Here is a 15,492-nt window from a genome sequence, read left to right as displayed (position 1 = left end):
GCGGACGGCGATGCACCCGCAGGGGCGGGGGCCCGCAGCGTGACCGGGCTCCAGCAGCGCCTGGCGCGGTTCGCGGCGGAACGGGACTGGGGGCAGTACCACACGCCGAAGAACCTGGCGGCCGCGCTGAGCGTCGAGGCGGCCGAACTGGTGGAGATCTTCCAGTGGTTGACCCCGGAGCAGTCGGCGCGCGTGATGGCCGAGAGCGCATCGGCCGCACGGGTGGAGGACGAGGTCGCCGATGTGCTCGCCTACCTCCTCCAGTTCTGCCACGTGGTGGGGGTCGATCCCCTCGCGGCACTGGAAGCGAAGATCGAGAGGAACGAAACGCGTTTCCCGAGGCCCGGAACCGGTCACTCTATGGAGTGACGGAGTTATCCACACGAGCCTTTTTATCCACAAAAACCCGAAACCCCCTGGCGGAGCTGGCCATTGACAGTCACGCTGGGTAGCGACCAGTGAGGGGGAAGCAGATGGATGCTGTACGGCTCATCGCCGCCACACGGCAGGCGCTCGCGCTCAGCGCCGACGTCGCCCAGATCGTGACGGAAGCCTGGCAGGCCCAGGCCCTCGCCGTGGCGGTGGGCAGCCATCTCGCGGTCAGCGGTCCACCGGCGGTGCGGTCGGAGGCGCTGGGGCTGAGCGAGGTGGGCACCAGGGCCGGTGGCTCCAGACACCACACCGTCGCGCGCGCGGGCGGCGTCCGCGCGGCCCAGTTGTCGGCGATCGACGATCCCCGCCGCACCCTCGACGACCTCGGCGCCCTCCTCGGCGAGGCGGGGGTCGCACTGGTGGGTGTCGCGGTCACCGCCGAGGACGAGGCGCTCTACTGGCAGTGCATGGAGGCCATCGACGCCGCCGACGAGTCCGGTGACCGCGTCGCCGCCATCCTGCGCGCCCTGTCGATGCGCGAGCGCGGCAGCCTGGCGTAGCGCCCGGCGGTGCGCGGGACCAAGGTGCGCCCTGGTCGCACACGCGTGTACGCCTGCGGTCGGCACGGTGACGGCGCGCGCTACTGGCGCCGCCGCGCCCGCGCCGGCTCCCCTCCCTCCCCCGCTTCCTCTCCCTCCCCTCCTTCCTCGGAGGCGAGTTCGTAACCCGCCTCGTCGACGGCGGCACGGACCTCGCCGAGGGCGAGAGCGCGGGTGCTGGTCACGGTGACGGCATCACCCTCGACGTCGACCACCACGGCGGTCACCCCGGGAACGCCTCGCAGCTCCTCGGTGACGAAGCCGGCGCAGTGGCCGCAGGCCATGCCGAGCACGGTGTAGGTCCGCGTGGTCATGCGGTGTCCTTCTGCTCTCGCGGAAGGGTGCGCGTGAGCATGTGGGCGCTGCGCAGGCGCCCTTCGGGTGCGAACCGACCGAAGAAGGAGACCTCGACCTTGAGGTTCCGTCCGCGGTCGCGCACGTGGAGCGCGTAGCGGGCGGCGATCCGGTCGCCGTCCGCCAGCGCGTCGTGGACCTCCACCGTGAGCGAGGGCTTGTGCTTGCGGGTGGGCCTGGTGTGCGCGATGAGCTTGTCCCGGTCCATGCGGTGGCCGTCGGCGAACTGGACGACGTCCGGGGTGTGGTAGCGGTCGACGACGGTTTCGGCGTCCTCGTCGCCGTGTACGAGGTCGTGGTGGAACGCGGTGAAGAACGCGGCGAGGAAGCCGTGCGGATCGGCGCTGTCGAGCGGTCTCATGGGATCCCTTCTCCCGATCTCTTACAGCTTGTAAGATATGATGAGCCCTCGATTCTTGACAAGGTGTAAGAGATGACGCGTTCGCCGACCCCGCCCCGCCGCGCCGACGCCCGCCGCAGCCGGGCCGCGATCCTCGACGCAGCACTCGGGCTGCTCAACGAGCGCCCCGATGCGGGCATCGAAGCCGTCGGCCGGGCCGCGGGGGTGACCCGGCAGACCGTCTACGCCCACTTCCCCTCCCGCGAACGGCTGCTGGCCGGAGTGGTCGACCACCTCACCGAGCGGACCGTCGCCGCGATGGAGGAGACCGCCCCCGACGAAGGGCCGGCCGCGGAAGCGCTGCTGCGGCTGCTCGACGCCGCCGAGCGGACCGCCGGGCACTACCCCGCGCTGGCGCGGCAGGCCGCCACCGTGCCCGCGAGCGCCGGAGAGGACCGCGCCCGGCACGCTCCCGTCGCCGACCTGCTGGGACGGGTCGTGCGGCGCGGGCAGGCGAGCGGGGAGTTCGACGGACACGCCTCGCCCGACTGGCTCGTCGCCGCCACGATCGCACTGGCCCACGCGTCGAGCGGCGAGGCGGACGCCGGACGGCTTGCCGCCGAGGAGGCCCGCAGCACCCTGCGCACCAGCGTGCTGCGGCTGCTCGGCGCGGAGGTCCAGGACGGGCAGGACGGCCAGTGCGACCAGGCGAAGAGCGGGGCCCGCCGGTGAGGGGGCGCGGCGGGTCGGCAGGTCCACCGGGCAAGATGGGGGGCATGCGACTGCGAATCTTCACCGAGCCCCAGCAGGGGGCCGACTACGACACACTGCTGAAGGTCGCGAAGGCCACCGAGGACCTCGGCTTCGACGCCTTCTACCGCTCAGACCACTACCTGGCCATGGGGGACTCCGCCGGTCTGCCCGGGCCCACGGACGCCTGGATCACCCTCGCGGGGCTCGCCCGGGAGACCAGCCGCATCCGGCTGGGCACGCTGATGACGGCGGGCACCTTCCGGCTGCCCGGCACGCTGGCGATCCAGGTCGCCCAGGTGGACGCCATGTCGCAGGGCCGGGTCGACTTCGGCCTCGGCTCGGGCTGGTACGAGGACGAGCACACCGCTTACGGCATCCCGTTCCCGAAGGAGAAGTTCGGCCGGCTGGAGGAGCAGCTGGCGATCATCACGGGGCTCTGGGAGACCCCGGTCGGGCAGAAGTTCGACTACGACGGCACCTACTACCAGCTCAAGGACTCCCCCGCGCTGCCCAAGCCGTACCAGGAGCGGATCCCCGTGCTGGTCGGCGGCTTCGGCGCCAAGCGCACCCCGCGGCTGGCGGCGCGGTACGCGGACGAGTTCAACGTGCCGTTCGGCTCGCTGGACGACAGCGAGCGGCAGTTCGGGCGGGTGCGGGCGGCGGCCGAGGAGCGCGGCCGCGACGCCTCCGAGCTGGTGTACTCCAACGCGCTGGTCGCCTGCGTCGGCAAGGACGACGCCGAGGTCGCGCGCCGCGCCGCCGCCATCGGCCGCGACGTGGCCGAGCTGAAGGAGAACGGCCTGGCAGGCTCGCCCGAGGAGGTCATCGACAAGATCGGCCGCTACGGCGAGCTGGGCAGCACCCGGATCTACCTGCAGATCCTCGACCTGAGCGACCTGGACCACCTGTCCCTGATCGCCGACCAGGTGCAGGCCAAGCTGGCATGACGCCCCGCCGCCCCCCGCTCGCCGAAGCCCTGCGCGCCGGCCCCGTCCTCCTCGACGGCGGGCTCTCCAACCAGCTGGCGGCCCAGGGCCACCAGCTGGACGACGACCTGTGGTCGGCCAGGCTGCTGGCCGAGGCGCCGCAGGAGATCGAGGCGGCGCACGCCGCCTATGCGCGGGCGGGGGCGCGGGTGCTGATCACCTCCGCCTACCAGGCGTCGTTCGAGGGCTTCGCCCGGCACGGGCGGACCGCGGACGAGGCGCGGGCGCTGTTCGGGCGCAGCGTGGAGCTGGCCCGTGCGGCGGCGGTGCGCACCACCGGCGAGGCGGTGTGGGTCGCCGGGTCCGTCGGCCCGTACGGAGCGGTCCTCGCCGACGGGAGCGAGTACCGGGGGCGGTACGGGCTCGGCGTCGCCGACCTCGCGGCCTTCCACCGGCCGCGGATCGAGGCGCTGGTGGCCGGCGCGCCCGATGTGCTGGCCGCCGAGACGGTGCCCGACGCGGTCGAGGCCGAGGCCCTGCTGCGGGCGGCGGCCGGCTGCGGGGTGCCGGTGTGGCTGAGCTACACCGTCGCGGGCGGGCGTACGCGGGCGGGCCAGCCGCTGGAGGAGGCCTTCGCCGTCGCCGCGGGGAACGCGCAGGTGCTCGCGGTCGGCGTCAACTGCTGTACGGCGCACGAGGTGGCGCCGGCGCTGGAGGCCGCGGCTCGCGCCTGTCCCGGAGTGCCGCTCGTCGCGTATCCCAACAGCGGTGAGGGCTGGGATGCCGGGCGGGCCGCGTGGACGGGCGCACCGTCGTTCGCGCCGTCCCTCGCCGCGGAGTGGGTGTCGCAGGGAGCGCGGCTGGTCGGCGGGTGCTGCCGGGTGGGGCCGCGGGACATCGCCGAGGTCGGCGTCGTGCTCGACCGCGCTCGGTGCCGCGTGTCCGATTCCTGAGCCCGAGCCGCCGCGGAGCTGGTGCGGGACACGTGCCGTGGGCCGGTCCGGCTCCGAGGCGGGGGGCTGCGGCGGCTGCGGCGGCTGCGGCGGCTGCGGCGGCTGCGGCGGCTGCGGCGGCTGCGGCGGCTGCGGGGAATGCTCGCGAGGGCACGAGCACTCCGCCAGGATGAGCGCATGGGATTCCATGTCGACTCCGAGACCGGGCGGCTGCGCCGCGTCATCGTGCACCGCCCTGGCCTCGAACTGAAGAGGCTCACCCCCACGAACAAGGACGATCTCCTCTTCGACGACGTGCTGTGGGTGCGCCGCGCCCGCCAGGAGCACGACGCGTTCGTCGGCACGCTGCGCGAACGCGGCGTCGAGGTGCACCTCTTCGGTGACCTGCTGGCCGGGGCGATGGACGTGCCGGCCGCCCGCGCGCTGGTGCTGGACCGGGTCTTCGACGAACAGGAGTACGGGCCACTGGCCGCCGGGCACCTGCGGGGATCCTTCGACCGGATGCCGACGCCCGAGCTGACCGAGGCGCTGATCGGGGGCATGACCAAGCGGGAGTACCTGGAGCGCTACGCCGAGCCGACCTCGGTCCGCTTCCACGTCATGGAAGAGGACGACTTCCTGCTCGCTCCGCTGCCCAATCACATCTTCACCCGCGACTCGTCGGCATGGGTCTACGACGGGGTCTGCATCAACGCGATGCGGTGGCCGGCGCGGCAGCGGGAGACCGTCCACTTCGAGGCCGTCTACCGGCATCATCCGCTGTTCGCCGCCGCGGCAGCCGCCGAGGAGGGCGGGTTCCACACCTGGGCCGGCGGCGCGTCGGGGCGCCCCTCCCCCTCGACCATCGAGGGCGGCGACGTGCTCGTGCTGGGAAACGGCGCCGTGCTCGTCGGCATGAGCGAGCGGACCACTCCGCAGGCCGTCGAGACGCTGGCTCGCGGCCTGTTCGCGCGGGGCTCGGCCCGGTCCATCGTGGCGCTCGACATGCCCAAGCGGCGGGCGTTCATGCACCTGGACACGGTGATGACGATGGTCGACGGGGAGACCTTCACCCAGTACGAGGGGCTGGGCATGCTCCGCTCGTACACGATCGAGCCGGGGGTGCCGGGTTCCGCGGGCGGGCCGGAGCTGAAGGTCACCGACCACCCGCCGGAGGGCATGCACCGCGCGATCGCGGCCGCGCTCGGGCTGGAGCGGATCCGGGTGCTCACTCCGACGCAGGACGTGCGGGCGGCGGAGCGGGAGCAGTGGGACGACGGGTGCAACGTGCTGGCGCTGGAGCCCGGTGTCGTCCTGGCGTACGACCGGAACGTGACCACCAACACCCATCTGCGGCAGGAGGGGGTCGAGGTGGTGGAGATCCCCGGAGGCGAGCTGGGGCGCGGGCGCGGTGGGCCGCGCTGCATGAGCTGCCCGGTGGAGCGGGACGCGGTGTGACTCTGCCCGTCCCCGGGCAGGCCGCATAGAGATTCTACATACCGTATACAATTCCAACGGCAGCAGTAGCGCGAACGAGGAGCGACATGGCAGCAGATCTGGCAGGCCGCCACTTCCTGAAGGAGCTGGACTTCACCCCGGAGGAGTTCCGTGGCCTGATCGGGCTCGCGGCCCGGCTCAAGGAGGCCAAGCGGGCCGGAACCGAGCGGGATGACCAGCGGCTGACCGGACGCAACATCGCGCTGATCTTCGAGAAGTCCTCCACCCGCACGCGCTGCTCGTTCGAGGTCGCCGCGGCCGATCAGGGCGCGCACACCACCTACCTCGATCCGTCCGGCTCCCACCTGGGCAAGAAGGAGTCGGTCAAGGACACCGCGCGCGTTCTCGGACGGATGTACGACGGGATCCAGTACCGCGGCAGCGGTCAGGAGATCGTCGAGGAGCTGGCCGCACACGCCGGGGTGCCCGTCTACAACGGGCTGACCGACCAGTGGCATCCGACCCAGATGCTCGCGGACGCGCTGACGATGACCGAGCACGCGCCGCAGGGCCGCGGCCTGGGCGATCTTTCGTACGCCTACCTGGGCGACGCCCGCAGCAACATGGGCAACTCCTACCTGGTGACAGGCGCGCTGCTGGGCATGGACGTGCGGATCGTCGCGCCCAGGTCGCTGTGGCCCGAGGAGTCGGTGACGGCGCGGGCGCGGGCGCTGGCCGAGAGCACCGGGGCCCGGATCACGCTCACCGAGGAGGTCGAGGAGGGCGTGCGGGGCGCGGACTTCCTCACCACCGACGTGTGGGTCTCGATGGGCGAGCCTCCGCAGGTGTGGGACGAGCGGATCGCGCTCCTGCGCCCCTACGCGGTGACCATGGACGTGCTGCGGGCGACGGGCAACCCCGCCGTGCGCTTCCTGCACTGCCTGCCCGCCTTCCACGACCTGGGGACGGCGGTGGCCCGGGAGATCCACGAGCGCCACGGGCTGACCTCGCTGGAGGTCACCGACGAGGTGTTCGAGTCCGCGCACTCGGTCGTCTTCGACGAGGCCGAGAACCGGATGCACACGATCAAGGCCGTACTGGTGGCGACCCTGGGGTGAGGCGGCCGAGGCGCCGCCGTGCCCGGCCCTGTGTGCATAGTCATACGCATAAATGCGGGGTCATGCATAAACGGCCGTTACGATGGAACCAGCTCGAAGGGTCCGGGCCATCCGCCCGGACCCTTCTGCTGTGAACGTCCCGCGTGCACCCACCCCGTGCACACCCCGCACCGCCTCTGGAAGCTCCATGCCCCGCACCGGCCTGCGCCTGAAGTCCCCCGAACAGCTGATCTCCGAATCCGGCGCCGACCTGGAGGGGAACGGCCTCAAGCGCACCATCGGCCCGTTCCAGCTGGTGTGCTTCGGCATCGGCGCGATCGTCGGCACCGGCATCTTCGTCGGGCTGTCCGACACCGTGGCCGAGGCCGGGCCCGCCGTCATCGTCTCGTTCGTCCTGGCCGCACTGACCTGCGTCTTCACCGCCTTCTCGTTCGCCGAGCTGGGCGGCGCCATGCCGGTCTCCGGCAGCTCGTACTCCTACACCTACGCCTCGCTCGGGGAGCGCGCCGCCTTCCTGGTGGGCTGGTGCCTGCTGCTGGAGTACGGCGTCTCCGTCTCGGCGGTGGCCATCGGCTGGGGGCAGTACCTCAACGAGCTGCTGGAGCACACCGTGGGCTGGCGTATCCCGGCCGCCCTCGCGGACGCGCCGGGCCACGGCGGCGTCGTCAACGTGCCGGCGGTGATCGTGATGCTGCTCGCCGCCGTCCTGCTGGTGCGGGGCGTGCGGGAGAGCGCGCGGGCGACGGCGGCGATGGCCGTGATCAAGGTCGGCATCCTCGTCCTGTTCTGCGCGATCGCCTTCACCGCGTTCCAGTCGGGCAATCTGTCGCCGTTCGCCCCCGAGGGCATCGGCGGCATCGGCGCGGGCGCGTCACTGGCGTTCTTCTCCTTCATCGGCTTCGACGCGATCTCCACGGCAGGCGAGGAGGTCAAGAACCCGCGCAGGAACCTGCCGCTCGCCATCCTGGTGACCATCGGCTGCGTGGCGCTGCTCTACTGCCTGGTCTCGGTCGCGGCCCTCGGCGCGATGCCCTGGGAGCAGGTCGGCGGCAAGCCCGCGGCGCTCTCGCTCATCGTCAACCACGCGACGGGATCCACCTTCGGCTCGACCGTCATCGCACTGGGCGCCGTGGTGGCCATCGCCTCCGTGGTGCTGGCGGTGATGTACGGGCAGACACGCATCCTGATGTCCATGTCCCGCGACGGACTGATGCCCAAGGTGTTCGAACGCATCTCGCCGAAGACCTCGACGCCGGTGGCCAACACGTGGATCGTCGCCGTCGTCTTCGCCGTGCCCGCCGCCGTCGTACCGCTGGACGTCGTGCTGGACATGACGGTGATCGGCACGCTGGCGATCATGGCCGTCGTCAATATCTGCGTCCTCGCGCTGCGCCGCTCCCACCCCGGGCTCCAGCGCCGTTTCCGGGTGCCCTTCTACCCGGTGGCGCCCCTGCTCGGGGTGGGCTTCAGCCTCTACCTGATGTACGGACTGCCGCTGGTCACCTGGGCCCAGTTCGCGGTCTTCGTGGCCGTCGGCGCGCTGGTCTACTCCTGCTACGGGCGGCGGCGCTCCCGGCTGGCGCGGGCACAGGCGGCGCCGGACGGGGAGATCGGCAGCGCGAGGCGCTGAGGCTCCGGGGCCCGCCGGGGCGGGCTATCCCTCGTCGCGTCGGCCTCTGCGGGCCATCTCCTCCTCGGTGAGGCGTTGCAGCATCTCGACGCGCGCCGTGAACTCCGGGTCCTCCTCCTCGGGGTCCTCGTCCGCCGACGTGCCCTCGGCGCGCAGTCGCATGTCCTGGACCATGACCGGCTCGTCCGGGTCGTAGTCGGAGGGACGAGGGCCCTCGGGCCCGTCGGGGCCGATCCGGACGAACCGTTCGACGCGGACGAGGCGCAGGTGGCGCCCGCCGAAGCTCAGCTCGTTCCCGCGCTCCGCGTCGAGCCGGTCGGCGGCCTCCCGGTAGACGGTGCGGGTCGCCTCGTCGAGCCCCTGCATGGCCGGGGCGAGCACCCGCAGCAGCATGGTGAGCGCGTCCCGCGCCTCCTGCGGGGTGCCGCCGTCGCCGGTCTCCGAACGCCAGGCGCCGCCCTCCTTCTCCGCGAACAGGAAGACGGGTGGCAGCAGCACGCCGCCCGGATGGCTGACGGCGGCCTTCCGCGCGTCCTCCCGCACCCGCGGCGGGTCGCCCTCGCGGTGGGCGAGGGCGAGAAGCTCCGCCTTGAGAATGCCCTCGGAGGGCCCGGTGGGGATGACGGTGTCGAGCACGAAGCCCTCGGTACGGTCGGACAACCGGTTCGCGGCGCCCGGTTCGGCCGGATCGGGGTCGGAGGGGCGCGGCGGCTCGGGCCCGTCGCGCCCGGCACGGATGACGTTCTCGGCGCGCACGACGCGGTAGCGCTCCTCCAGCACCGTCAGCTCATCCAGCACTTCCCAGTCGAGGCGTTCGGCGGCAGCCTGGCAGGCGGCGCCGCTCTCCTGGCGGCCTGCCTGCTGAGCCTCGCGGGCGCGGCGCCTGAAGTGCGAGGCCAGCCCGTCCCGTGCGCTCTGCGGAGTGGGCGCCCCGAAGGAGGAGAGCAGCTGCCACCCGCCCTCCTCCCGCTCCCGGGCCGCGCCGAAGACCGGGCGGAACCCCATCAGGACCGGGTAGCGCTCCCGGGCCAGCCAGGCCTCCTCGTCCGCCAGCGCCGCGACGGGCTCCACGACGGGCGCCACGCGGATCGTCCGGTAGGCCGGCACGTCGTCACTGCCCCTGCGATTGCCCCTGTCGCTGTCGTTGCCGCAGCCACTGTCACGCTCACCATGCATGCCGTCAGTATGCTCATGACTACCGTGTGTGCGGGGCGAGTTGGACGTACTCCCCGATCCGCCTCGAATCGCACCTGCGTACGAGCCCCCTCCCCCTCCCCGCTCCACCCCTCCTCTGCCCCGTGCGGGCGGAGCGACCCGCCACCGCCGGAGACCGCCCGCAGGCCGGTACCGTGCTCCGCACAGCACGGACGTCTCTCCTGGCCCCCGGAATCCCGCACGGACCCATCCGTGCGGCGCCGGGCGACGAATGCGAGATGGACAGTTCTTCCAGGAGGAGCGCATGACAGCAGCCGCCATTCCCCGCCCCTCGGCCCCGGCCGGAGGTGACATCCGGTGAAGGAGCCGGTCCGCATCTCCAGCCGCGCCGAGGCGCAGTCCGACCCCGACGCGCTCCTGACCCAGGCCGCCAAGGGCGACCAGGACGCCTTCGCCGAGCTCTACGACCGGGTCGCGGGGCCCGTCCTGGGCCTCGTACGCTCGGTGCTCCGCGACCCCTCCCAGTCCGAGGAGGTCACCCAGGAGGTCCTGGTCGAGGTGTGGCGGCTGGCCACCCACTTCAACCCCGACAAGGGCAGCGCGATGACCTGGATCATGACGTTGGCCCACCGCCGCGCCGTGGACCGCGCCCGCTCGGCCCAGGCCGCCAGCGACCGCGAGGAGCGCGCCGCCCGGCTGGACCGCACACCCGACTACGACCACGTCGTCGAACAGGTCGAGGCCCGTCTGGAGCGCGAGCAGGTGCGCCGCTGTCTGCGCACACTGACCGAGATCCAGCGCCAGTCCGTGACGCTCGCCTACTACAAAGGGCTGACCTACCGCGAGGTCGCCGAACTGCTCGCCCAGCCGCTGGGCACGGTCAAGACACGGCTGCGGGACGGACTGATCCGCCTGCGGGACTGCCTGGGGGTGGGGGCATGACGATGACGACGACGGAACTGCACACGCTGACCGGCGCCTACGCGGTGCACGCGCTCCAGCCGGACGAGGAGGCCGCCTTCGAGCGGCACCTGGGCGACTGCGCGGCGTGCAGCGTCGAGGTCGCCGAGTTGCGGGCCACCGCCGCCAGGGTGGGGCTGGCGCTGGCCGAACAGCCCTCGCCCCGGATGCGGGCCGAGGTGCTGCACCGGATCGGCGAGGTCCGCCAGGAGCCGCCGCCACGGCAGCAGCCACCGAGCGACACACCCCGCGCGGCCGCCCCGCGCGGTCTGCGGCGGCGCGCCGCGCGCACGTGGCCCACCTTCGCGCTGGCGGCCTGCCTCGCGGTCGCGGCCGGCTTCGGCGGCGTGGCCGTATGGCAGTACCAGCGGGCCGAACAGGCACAGGAGAGCGGCCAGAGCGCCCAGAACCGGGCCGCCCGGTTGGCCGAGGTGCTCTCGGCGCCGGACGCGCGGACCGTCCCCGCCAAGGACCTCCCCGGCGGGGGCAGCGGAACGGTCGTCGTCTCCCGCGACCAGGACCGTGCCGCGTTCGTCGCCTCCCGGCTGCCGCAGGCTCCCGAGGGCAAGACCTACCAGCTGTGGTACGCCGACCACGGCACGATGCGCTCGGCCGGTCTGATGGACGCCTCCTCCGACGACGCCTGGCTGTTGGAAGGCCCCCTGGGCGACGCTTCGGGCATGGGCGTGACGGTGGAGCCCAGCGGTGGCTCGACGAAGCCGACGTCCGAACCGGTGGTCCTGGTGAACTTCCCCGCCCAGCAGGCCTAGGAAGGGGAGGGACCTACGGGGTACGGAAGGAAGACGCGGGTCCCGGCACGGTGACGAGCCGGGCCCGCCGAGTCGGCCGGTGGCCGGAGAAGCGGAGGAGAAGGATGCGGGTCGGTCTGCTACGAGCCGTCGGAGTCGCCACGGCCGCCTACGGGATCGCCGTCACCGCCAGACCCGAGTTGCTGGCCAAGCCGTCCGGGCTGGTGGACGAGGCGGGCCGCACCGCGCCGCACACCCGCACCTCGCTGCGCCCGCTGGCCTGGCGGGACGCGGCCAGCGGCATCGCGCTGGCGCTCGCACCCGAAGGGGCGGCGCTGCGGACGGCCGCCTGGGTGCGCATCGCCGCCGACCTCGGTGACGCGGCGCTGTTGGGCACCACGCTGCCGGCGAAGACCCGCGGCAAAGCGGTGGCCGTGTCGGTGGGCTGGGGCGCGCTGTCGCTGGCCGCGCTGTGCGGCGGGCGGGCGACCGGCTGAGCCGGTCGCCCGGTTCCGGCTGAGTGCCGGTCCCTTGCGGGCCGGCCGGGCTTCTGGCCTGAGTGGTCGTTTGCGGCTGGGTCAGGCCCTCTGCGGCTGGGCCGGTCCCTCGCGGCTGAGCGATCGTTTCGGCTGCGCCTCGGGCGCCGTCGGACCGCGCGGTGCCGGGCGGGGAGGTGACTTGTCGCCCGGCACCGCGCGTCGTGGTCACACGGTCGTGGGGTCACACGGTCACGGCCACTCGCCGTCGTGGCCCCCGTGCGGTACGGGGCCCAGCCCGGCCTCCCCCTCGTCCAGGGGGCGCACGGCGAGGATCTGGTCGACGCCCATCCGGCGCTCCGCGAAGGCGAGCCCGCCACCGGCCAGGTACAGCCGCCAGACCCGTGCCGTCTCGGCTCCCGCCAGCTCGGTGAACTCCTCCCAGCGCTCGTCCAGGGTGCGCGCCCAGGCGGCGATGGTGTGCACGTAGTGCTCACGCAGCGAGGCGGTGGCCCGCACCTCCAGCCCCGCCTCCTCCAGCAGTCCGACGGTCTCGCCGAGCGGACGCATGTGCATGTCGGGGGCGATGTAGGTCTCGATGAACGCTCCCCCGCCGGGCGCCTTCGCGCCGCGCGACATCTGCTGCACCAGCACCCGGCCGCCGGGCCGCACCATGCCGTGCAGCGCCGCGGTGAAGTGCGGGTACTCCGCGCGCCCGACGTGCTCGCCCATCTCGATGGTGGCCGCGGCGTCGAACCCGCCGTCCCGCAGGTCGCGGTAGTGGCAGTGCCGCACCTCGACACGGTCCTCCAGGCCGCGCTCGCGCACCCGTGCGCGGACGAACCCGGCCTGCTCGCCGGAGAGGGTCACGGCCACCACCCGCGCCCCGTAGTGCTCGGCCGCGTGGAGGGTCAGCGAGCCCCAGCCGCAGCCGACGTCCAGCAGTCGCGGGCTCGCGTCCTGCCCCGGTTCCCGTCCGGAGCCCTCCTGCCCGAGCCCCAGCTTGCGGCAGACCAGGTCGAGCTTGTCGCGCTGCGCCTCGGCCAGCCCGTAGCCGGGCTCCGCGCCCGGCGCCTTGGCCCAGTAGCCGCACGAGTAGGCCATCGAGGGGTCCAGCAGCAGTGCGTAGAACGCGTTGGACAGGTCGTAGTGGTGGCTGATGGCGGCGCGGTCGCGTGCGGTGCTGTGCAGGACGCCGCCGAGCCTGGCGCGGCCGGCGGGCGGCTGCGGCGGCGGGCCCAGCGCACCGATCCGCAGCAGCAGCGCGGCGGCCTCGGCCCGGTCGGAGAGGCTGAGCCGGGGCGGCCGCAGTCCCCTCTCGCGCGCCGCCCGCCACACGGTGCGCAGCCCCTCGCCCACGTCGCCCGGCACGTCCACGTCGCCGGTGATGTAGGCCTCGGCCAGCCCGAGTTCCCCTGGCTGCCACAGCAGTCTGCGCAGGCCGCGGCGCGAGCGCAGCACCACGAGCGGCGCCTGCGCGGGCCCCGCCTCGCTGCCGTCCCAGGCCCGCAGCCGCACCGGCAGCGGGCCGCCGAGGAACCGCTGGGCCAGGGCCCCGAGGCGCCCGGCCACGCCTTCCGTGCTCGTGCGCTTCCTGTCCGTCGTGGGTGCCGCCGTCACTGTGCTTCTCCCCTGGGGTTCGGGATCGGGGTCGTCGTCTTCGTGTTCCGCACCGGTTCTTTGAGGAACAGCAGTTGCTCGACGTCGAGGTAGCCGGTGCGGAAGCCGGCCTCGGAGTAGGCGAGGTAGAGGGTCCACATCCGCTGGAACGTGGCGTCGAACCCGAGGGCCGTCACATCCTCGGCCCGCTCCGCGAACCGCTCGCGCCACAGCCGCAGCGTCTCGGCGTAGTGCGCGCCGAAGCCCTCGTGGCGGGAGAGGCGCAGAGCCGTGTCCTCCTCGGTCAGGCGCCGCAGGGCCTCACGGGAGGGCACCAGGCCGCCGGGGAAGATGTACTTCTGGATCCAGGTGTAGGTGTGCCGGGTGGCGAGCATCCGCTGGTGGGCCATGGTGATGGCCTGGAGCGCGACCTTTCCGCCGGGCGCCAGCAGCCGGTCGAGCGCCGCGAGGTAGACGGGCCAGTACTCGTGGCCGACCGCCTCGATCATCTCGACGCTCACGATCGCGTCGTACTCCCCCCGCACCTGCCGGTAGTCCCGCAGCAGCAGCGTCACCCGGTCGGCGCAGCCCGCCTCGCGGACCCGCTCCGTGGCCAGCTTCAGCTGTTCCGAGGAGAGCGTGACCGTGACGACCTCGGCGCCCCGCCGGGCGGCTCGTATCGCCAGATCGCCCCAGCCGGTGCCGATCTCCAGCATCCGGGTTCCGGGCCCGACGCCGGCCAAGTCGAGCAGCAGGTCCGTCTTGCGCCGCTGGGCGTCGGGCAACGCCTCCCAGGTGGCGGGGAATCCGCGGAAGACGGCGGAGGAGTAGGTCAGCGTCTCGTCGAGGAAGAGCGCGAACAGGTCGTTGGACAGGTCGTAGTGACGGTGGATGTTCTCGCGGGCGCCCCTGGTGGTGTTGCGCTGCGCGGCCGGGTGCCGGGGCGCCCACAGATGGCGCAGCTTCTGCATCCAGGCGGGGAAGAGGGAGGCCGCGTGCTCGGCGAAGACCGCCAGCACGCCCACCAGGTCGGGCGCCTCCCACTCGCCGGCCATGTAGGACTCGCCGAACCCGATGAGTCCGCTGCGGCCGAGGCGGTGGTGGAAGGCGTCGGGGTCGCGCAGTTCCAGCAGCGGGCCGCCCTGCCCGAGGCTGGACCCGTCGGGCAGCCGCACGCGCAGGGGCAGCTTGTCGAGGGCCCGGCCGACGAGGTGGGCGGTCACGGCGGTACGCAGCCGGGAGGAGCGTGGCAGAACAGCCACGTCGGGCCAGCGGGAACGGTCGGTGGCGGCCGTCCGCGAGGACGCTGACAGCGGTGCGGGCACGGTCAGTGCAGACCTTTCTGTTGAGTGTGGTGCGGTCGTGGGCGTACGGGCAGCCCGCGCAGCCACAACCGGATGCCGTGGGCGCGGATGCCCGCGCTGACGGCGAGCGTGGGCCAGGGGTGGCGTGCGGTCGCACGCAGCAGTTCCCGCACGGTCGCCGGGCGGCGTTCGCCGTGCACGGACGCGGTGAACGGGACGTGTGCCTGATGGTCCCCGCGTTCGAGCTGGACGGTCAGCCGCAGCCGGGCGCACGGGCGGGGCAGCCGCATGCGGTATCCGCCGTCCACGGGGAAGAACGGTGAGACGTAGAACTCCTTGTCCGTGCGGGCGACGCCGTCCGGGTCGGTGCGCAGCAGGTAGCAGTGGCGCTCGCCGTAGGTGTTGTGCACCTCGGCGACGACGCACACCAACTGCCCTGCCGCGCCGTGGCACCAGTAGAGCGTCAGCGGGTTGAAGACGTGCCCGAACACCCGGGCGTGCGCCAGCATCAGCACCCGGCCGCCCTCCAGGTCCACGCCCTGTGCGGCCAGGTAGCGCTCCAGTCCCGCTCGGACCGTCGGCGCGGTGCCGCCGAAGTGGTCGCGGGGCTCGAACCGGGCCAGCGGCCGCAGCAGGCGCGGCAGCCGCGGCGGTTCGTCCACGTCGGTCAGCCACATGTACGTGCGGAAACGGAAGGCGTGGCGCACGGGGCGGGTGCGGGCGTGGGCGATGACGCAGCGGTAGAGGGCAGGCGTGACGGGGTCGGAGCCGGGCTCGTGACTGGAGCC

The 15,492-nt window shown here is 73.1% G+C and carries 17 protein-coding genes; 11 read left to right on the top strand and 6 right to left on the bottom strand.

The features are described 5' to 3' along the window. Positions 1-39 precede the first annotated feature (39 nt). Positions 40-369, top strand: coding sequence for a nucleotide pyrophosphohydrolase (locus tag MMF93_RS25895; RefSeq protein ID WP_114021513.1), 330 nt, complete (start codon positions 40-42; stop codon positions 367-369). Between the two features lie 104 nt (positions 370-473). Further along, positions 474-932, top strand: a complete 459-nt coding sequence (locus tag MMF93_RS25890) for a DUF6099 family protein (protein ID WP_114017473.1) — start codon at positions 474-476, stop codon at positions 930-932. A gap of 80 nt (positions 933-1,012) precedes the next feature. Here MMF93_RS25890 and MMF93_RS25885 read toward each other — a convergent pair whose 3' ends face one another. Both MMF93_RS25885 and MMF93_RS25880 read right to left on the bottom strand, forming a co-directional pair. After that, entirely contained in the window at positions 1,013-1,285 is a 273-nt protein-coding gene (locus MMF93_RS25885; RefSeq protein ID WP_242755249.1) for a heavy-metal-associated domain-containing protein, read from the bottom strand. Next, positions 1,282-1,686, bottom strand: a complete 405-nt coding sequence (locus tag MMF93_RS25880) for a nuclear transport factor 2 family protein (RefSeq protein WP_242755247.1) — start codon at positions 1,684-1,686, stop codon at positions 1,282-1,284. The genes MMF93_RS25885 and MMF93_RS25880 overlap by 4 nt, the downstream gene beginning before the upstream one ends. A 72-nt stretch (positions 1,687-1,758) precedes the next feature. Here MMF93_RS25880 and MMF93_RS25875 point away from each other — a divergent pair, with 72 nt between their 5' ends. From MMF93_RS25875 to MMF93_RS25850, 6 genes are all read left to right on the top strand, one after another. Next, positions 1,759-2,397 (top strand): TetR/AcrR family transcriptional regulator, encoded by a 639-nt coding sequence (locus MMF93_RS25875; RefSeq protein ID WP_242755245.1) that lies wholly within the window; start codon positions 1,759-1,761, stop codon positions 2,395-2,397. Between the two features lie 44 nt (positions 2,398-2,441). Beyond that, positions 2,442-3,365, top strand: coding sequence for an LLM class F420-dependent oxidoreductase (locus MMF93_RS25870; protein WP_242755243.1), 924 nt, complete (start codon positions 2,442-2,444; stop codon positions 3,363-3,365). Then, complete coding sequence (gene mmuM / locus MMF93_RS25865) at positions 3,362-4,297, top strand: homocysteine S-methyltransferase (RefSeq protein WP_242755241.1); 936 nt, start codon at positions 3,362-3,364, stop codon at positions 4,295-4,297. Before MMF93_RS25870 ends, mmuM begins: the two co-directional genes overlap by 4 nt. Positions 4,298-4,474: 177 nt before the next feature. Then, positions 4,475-5,734, top strand: a complete 1,260-nt coding sequence (locus MMF93_RS25860; RefSeq protein ID WP_242755240.1) for an arginine deiminase — start codon at positions 4,475-4,477, stop codon at positions 5,732-5,734. 86 nt (positions 5,735-5,820) lie between these two features. After that, a complete protein-coding gene (gene argF, locus MMF93_RS25855; protein WP_242755238.1) occupies positions 5,821-6,831 on the top strand; it encodes an ornithine carbamoyltransferase in 1,011 nt (336 codons plus the stop codon). A 187-nt stretch (positions 6,832-7,018) separates the two neighbouring features. Next, a complete protein-coding gene (locus MMF93_RS25850) occupies positions 7,019-8,461 on the top strand; it encodes an amino acid permease (RefSeq protein ID WP_242755236.1) in 1,443 nt (480 codons plus the stop codon). A 24-nt stretch (positions 8,462-8,485) separates the two neighbouring features. Here MMF93_RS25850 and MMF93_RS25845 read toward each other — a convergent pair whose 3' ends face one another. Continuing rightward, positions 8,486-9,637, bottom strand: a complete 1,152-nt coding sequence (locus tag MMF93_RS25845) for a DUF5954 family protein (protein WP_242755234.1) — start codon at positions 9,635-9,637, stop codon at positions 8,486-8,488. 336 nt (positions 9,638-9,973) lie between these two features. On the opposite strand from MMF93_RS25845, the gene MMF93_RS25840 reads away from it, so the two are divergent. The 3 genes from MMF93_RS25840 (at position 9,974) to MMF93_RS25830 (ending at position 11,822) form a co-directional block, all read left to right on the top strand. Next, the gene (locus tag MMF93_RS25840; protein WP_114021356.1) at positions 9,974-10,558 is read left to right on the top strand and encodes a sigma-70 family RNA polymerase sigma factor; all 585 of its coding nucleotides are present in this window, start codon (positions 9,974-9,976) and stop codon (positions 10,556-10,558) included. Between the two features lie 2 nt (positions 10,559-10,560). Then, the gene (locus MMF93_RS25835) at positions 10,561-11,346 is read left to right on the top strand and encodes an anti-sigma factor (protein ID WP_242757782.1); all 786 of its coding nucleotides are present in this window, start codon (positions 10,561-10,563) and stop codon (positions 11,344-11,346) included. Between the two features lie 104 nt (positions 11,347-11,450). Next, entirely contained in the window at positions 11,451-11,822 is a 372-nt protein-coding gene (locus MMF93_RS25830; RefSeq protein ID WP_242755232.1) for a hypothetical protein, read from the top strand. A gap of 231 nt (positions 11,823-12,053) precedes the next feature. Here MMF93_RS25830 and MMF93_RS25825 read toward each other — a convergent pair whose 3' ends face one another. Genes MMF93_RS25825 through MMF93_RS25815 form a run of 3 tightly spaced genes read right to left on the bottom strand, consistent with a single transcriptional unit; the run spans position 12,054 to position 15,435 of the window. After that, a complete protein-coding gene (locus MMF93_RS25825) occupies positions 12,054-13,421 on the bottom strand; it encodes an SAM-dependent methyltransferase (protein WP_242755230.1) in 1,368 nt (455 codons plus the stop codon). Next, positions 13,418-14,731, bottom strand: a complete 1,314-nt coding sequence (locus MMF93_RS25820) for an SAM-dependent methyltransferase (RefSeq protein WP_242757781.1) — start codon at positions 14,729-14,731, stop codon at positions 13,418-13,420. Before MMF93_RS25820 ends, MMF93_RS25825 begins: the two co-directional genes overlap by 4 nt. Beyond that, positions 14,728-15,435, bottom strand: a complete 708-nt coding sequence (locus tag MMF93_RS25815; protein ID WP_242757780.1) for a DUF1365 domain-containing protein — start codon at positions 15,433-15,435, stop codon at positions 14,728-14,730. Before MMF93_RS25815 ends, MMF93_RS25820 begins: the two co-directional genes overlap by 4 nt. Between the last annotated feature and the right edge of the window lie 57 nt (positions 15,436-15,492).

Origin of the sequence: Streptomyces tubbatahanensis (assembly GCF_022699385.1) — a bacterium.
Classification (GTDB): Bacteria; Actinomycetota; Actinomycetes; order Streptomycetales; family Streptomycetaceae; genus Streptomyces; species Streptomyces diacarni.
The sequence above is the reverse complement of the archived record's forward strand: the minus strand, read 5'-3'. Positions and strand labels throughout refer to the sequence as shown.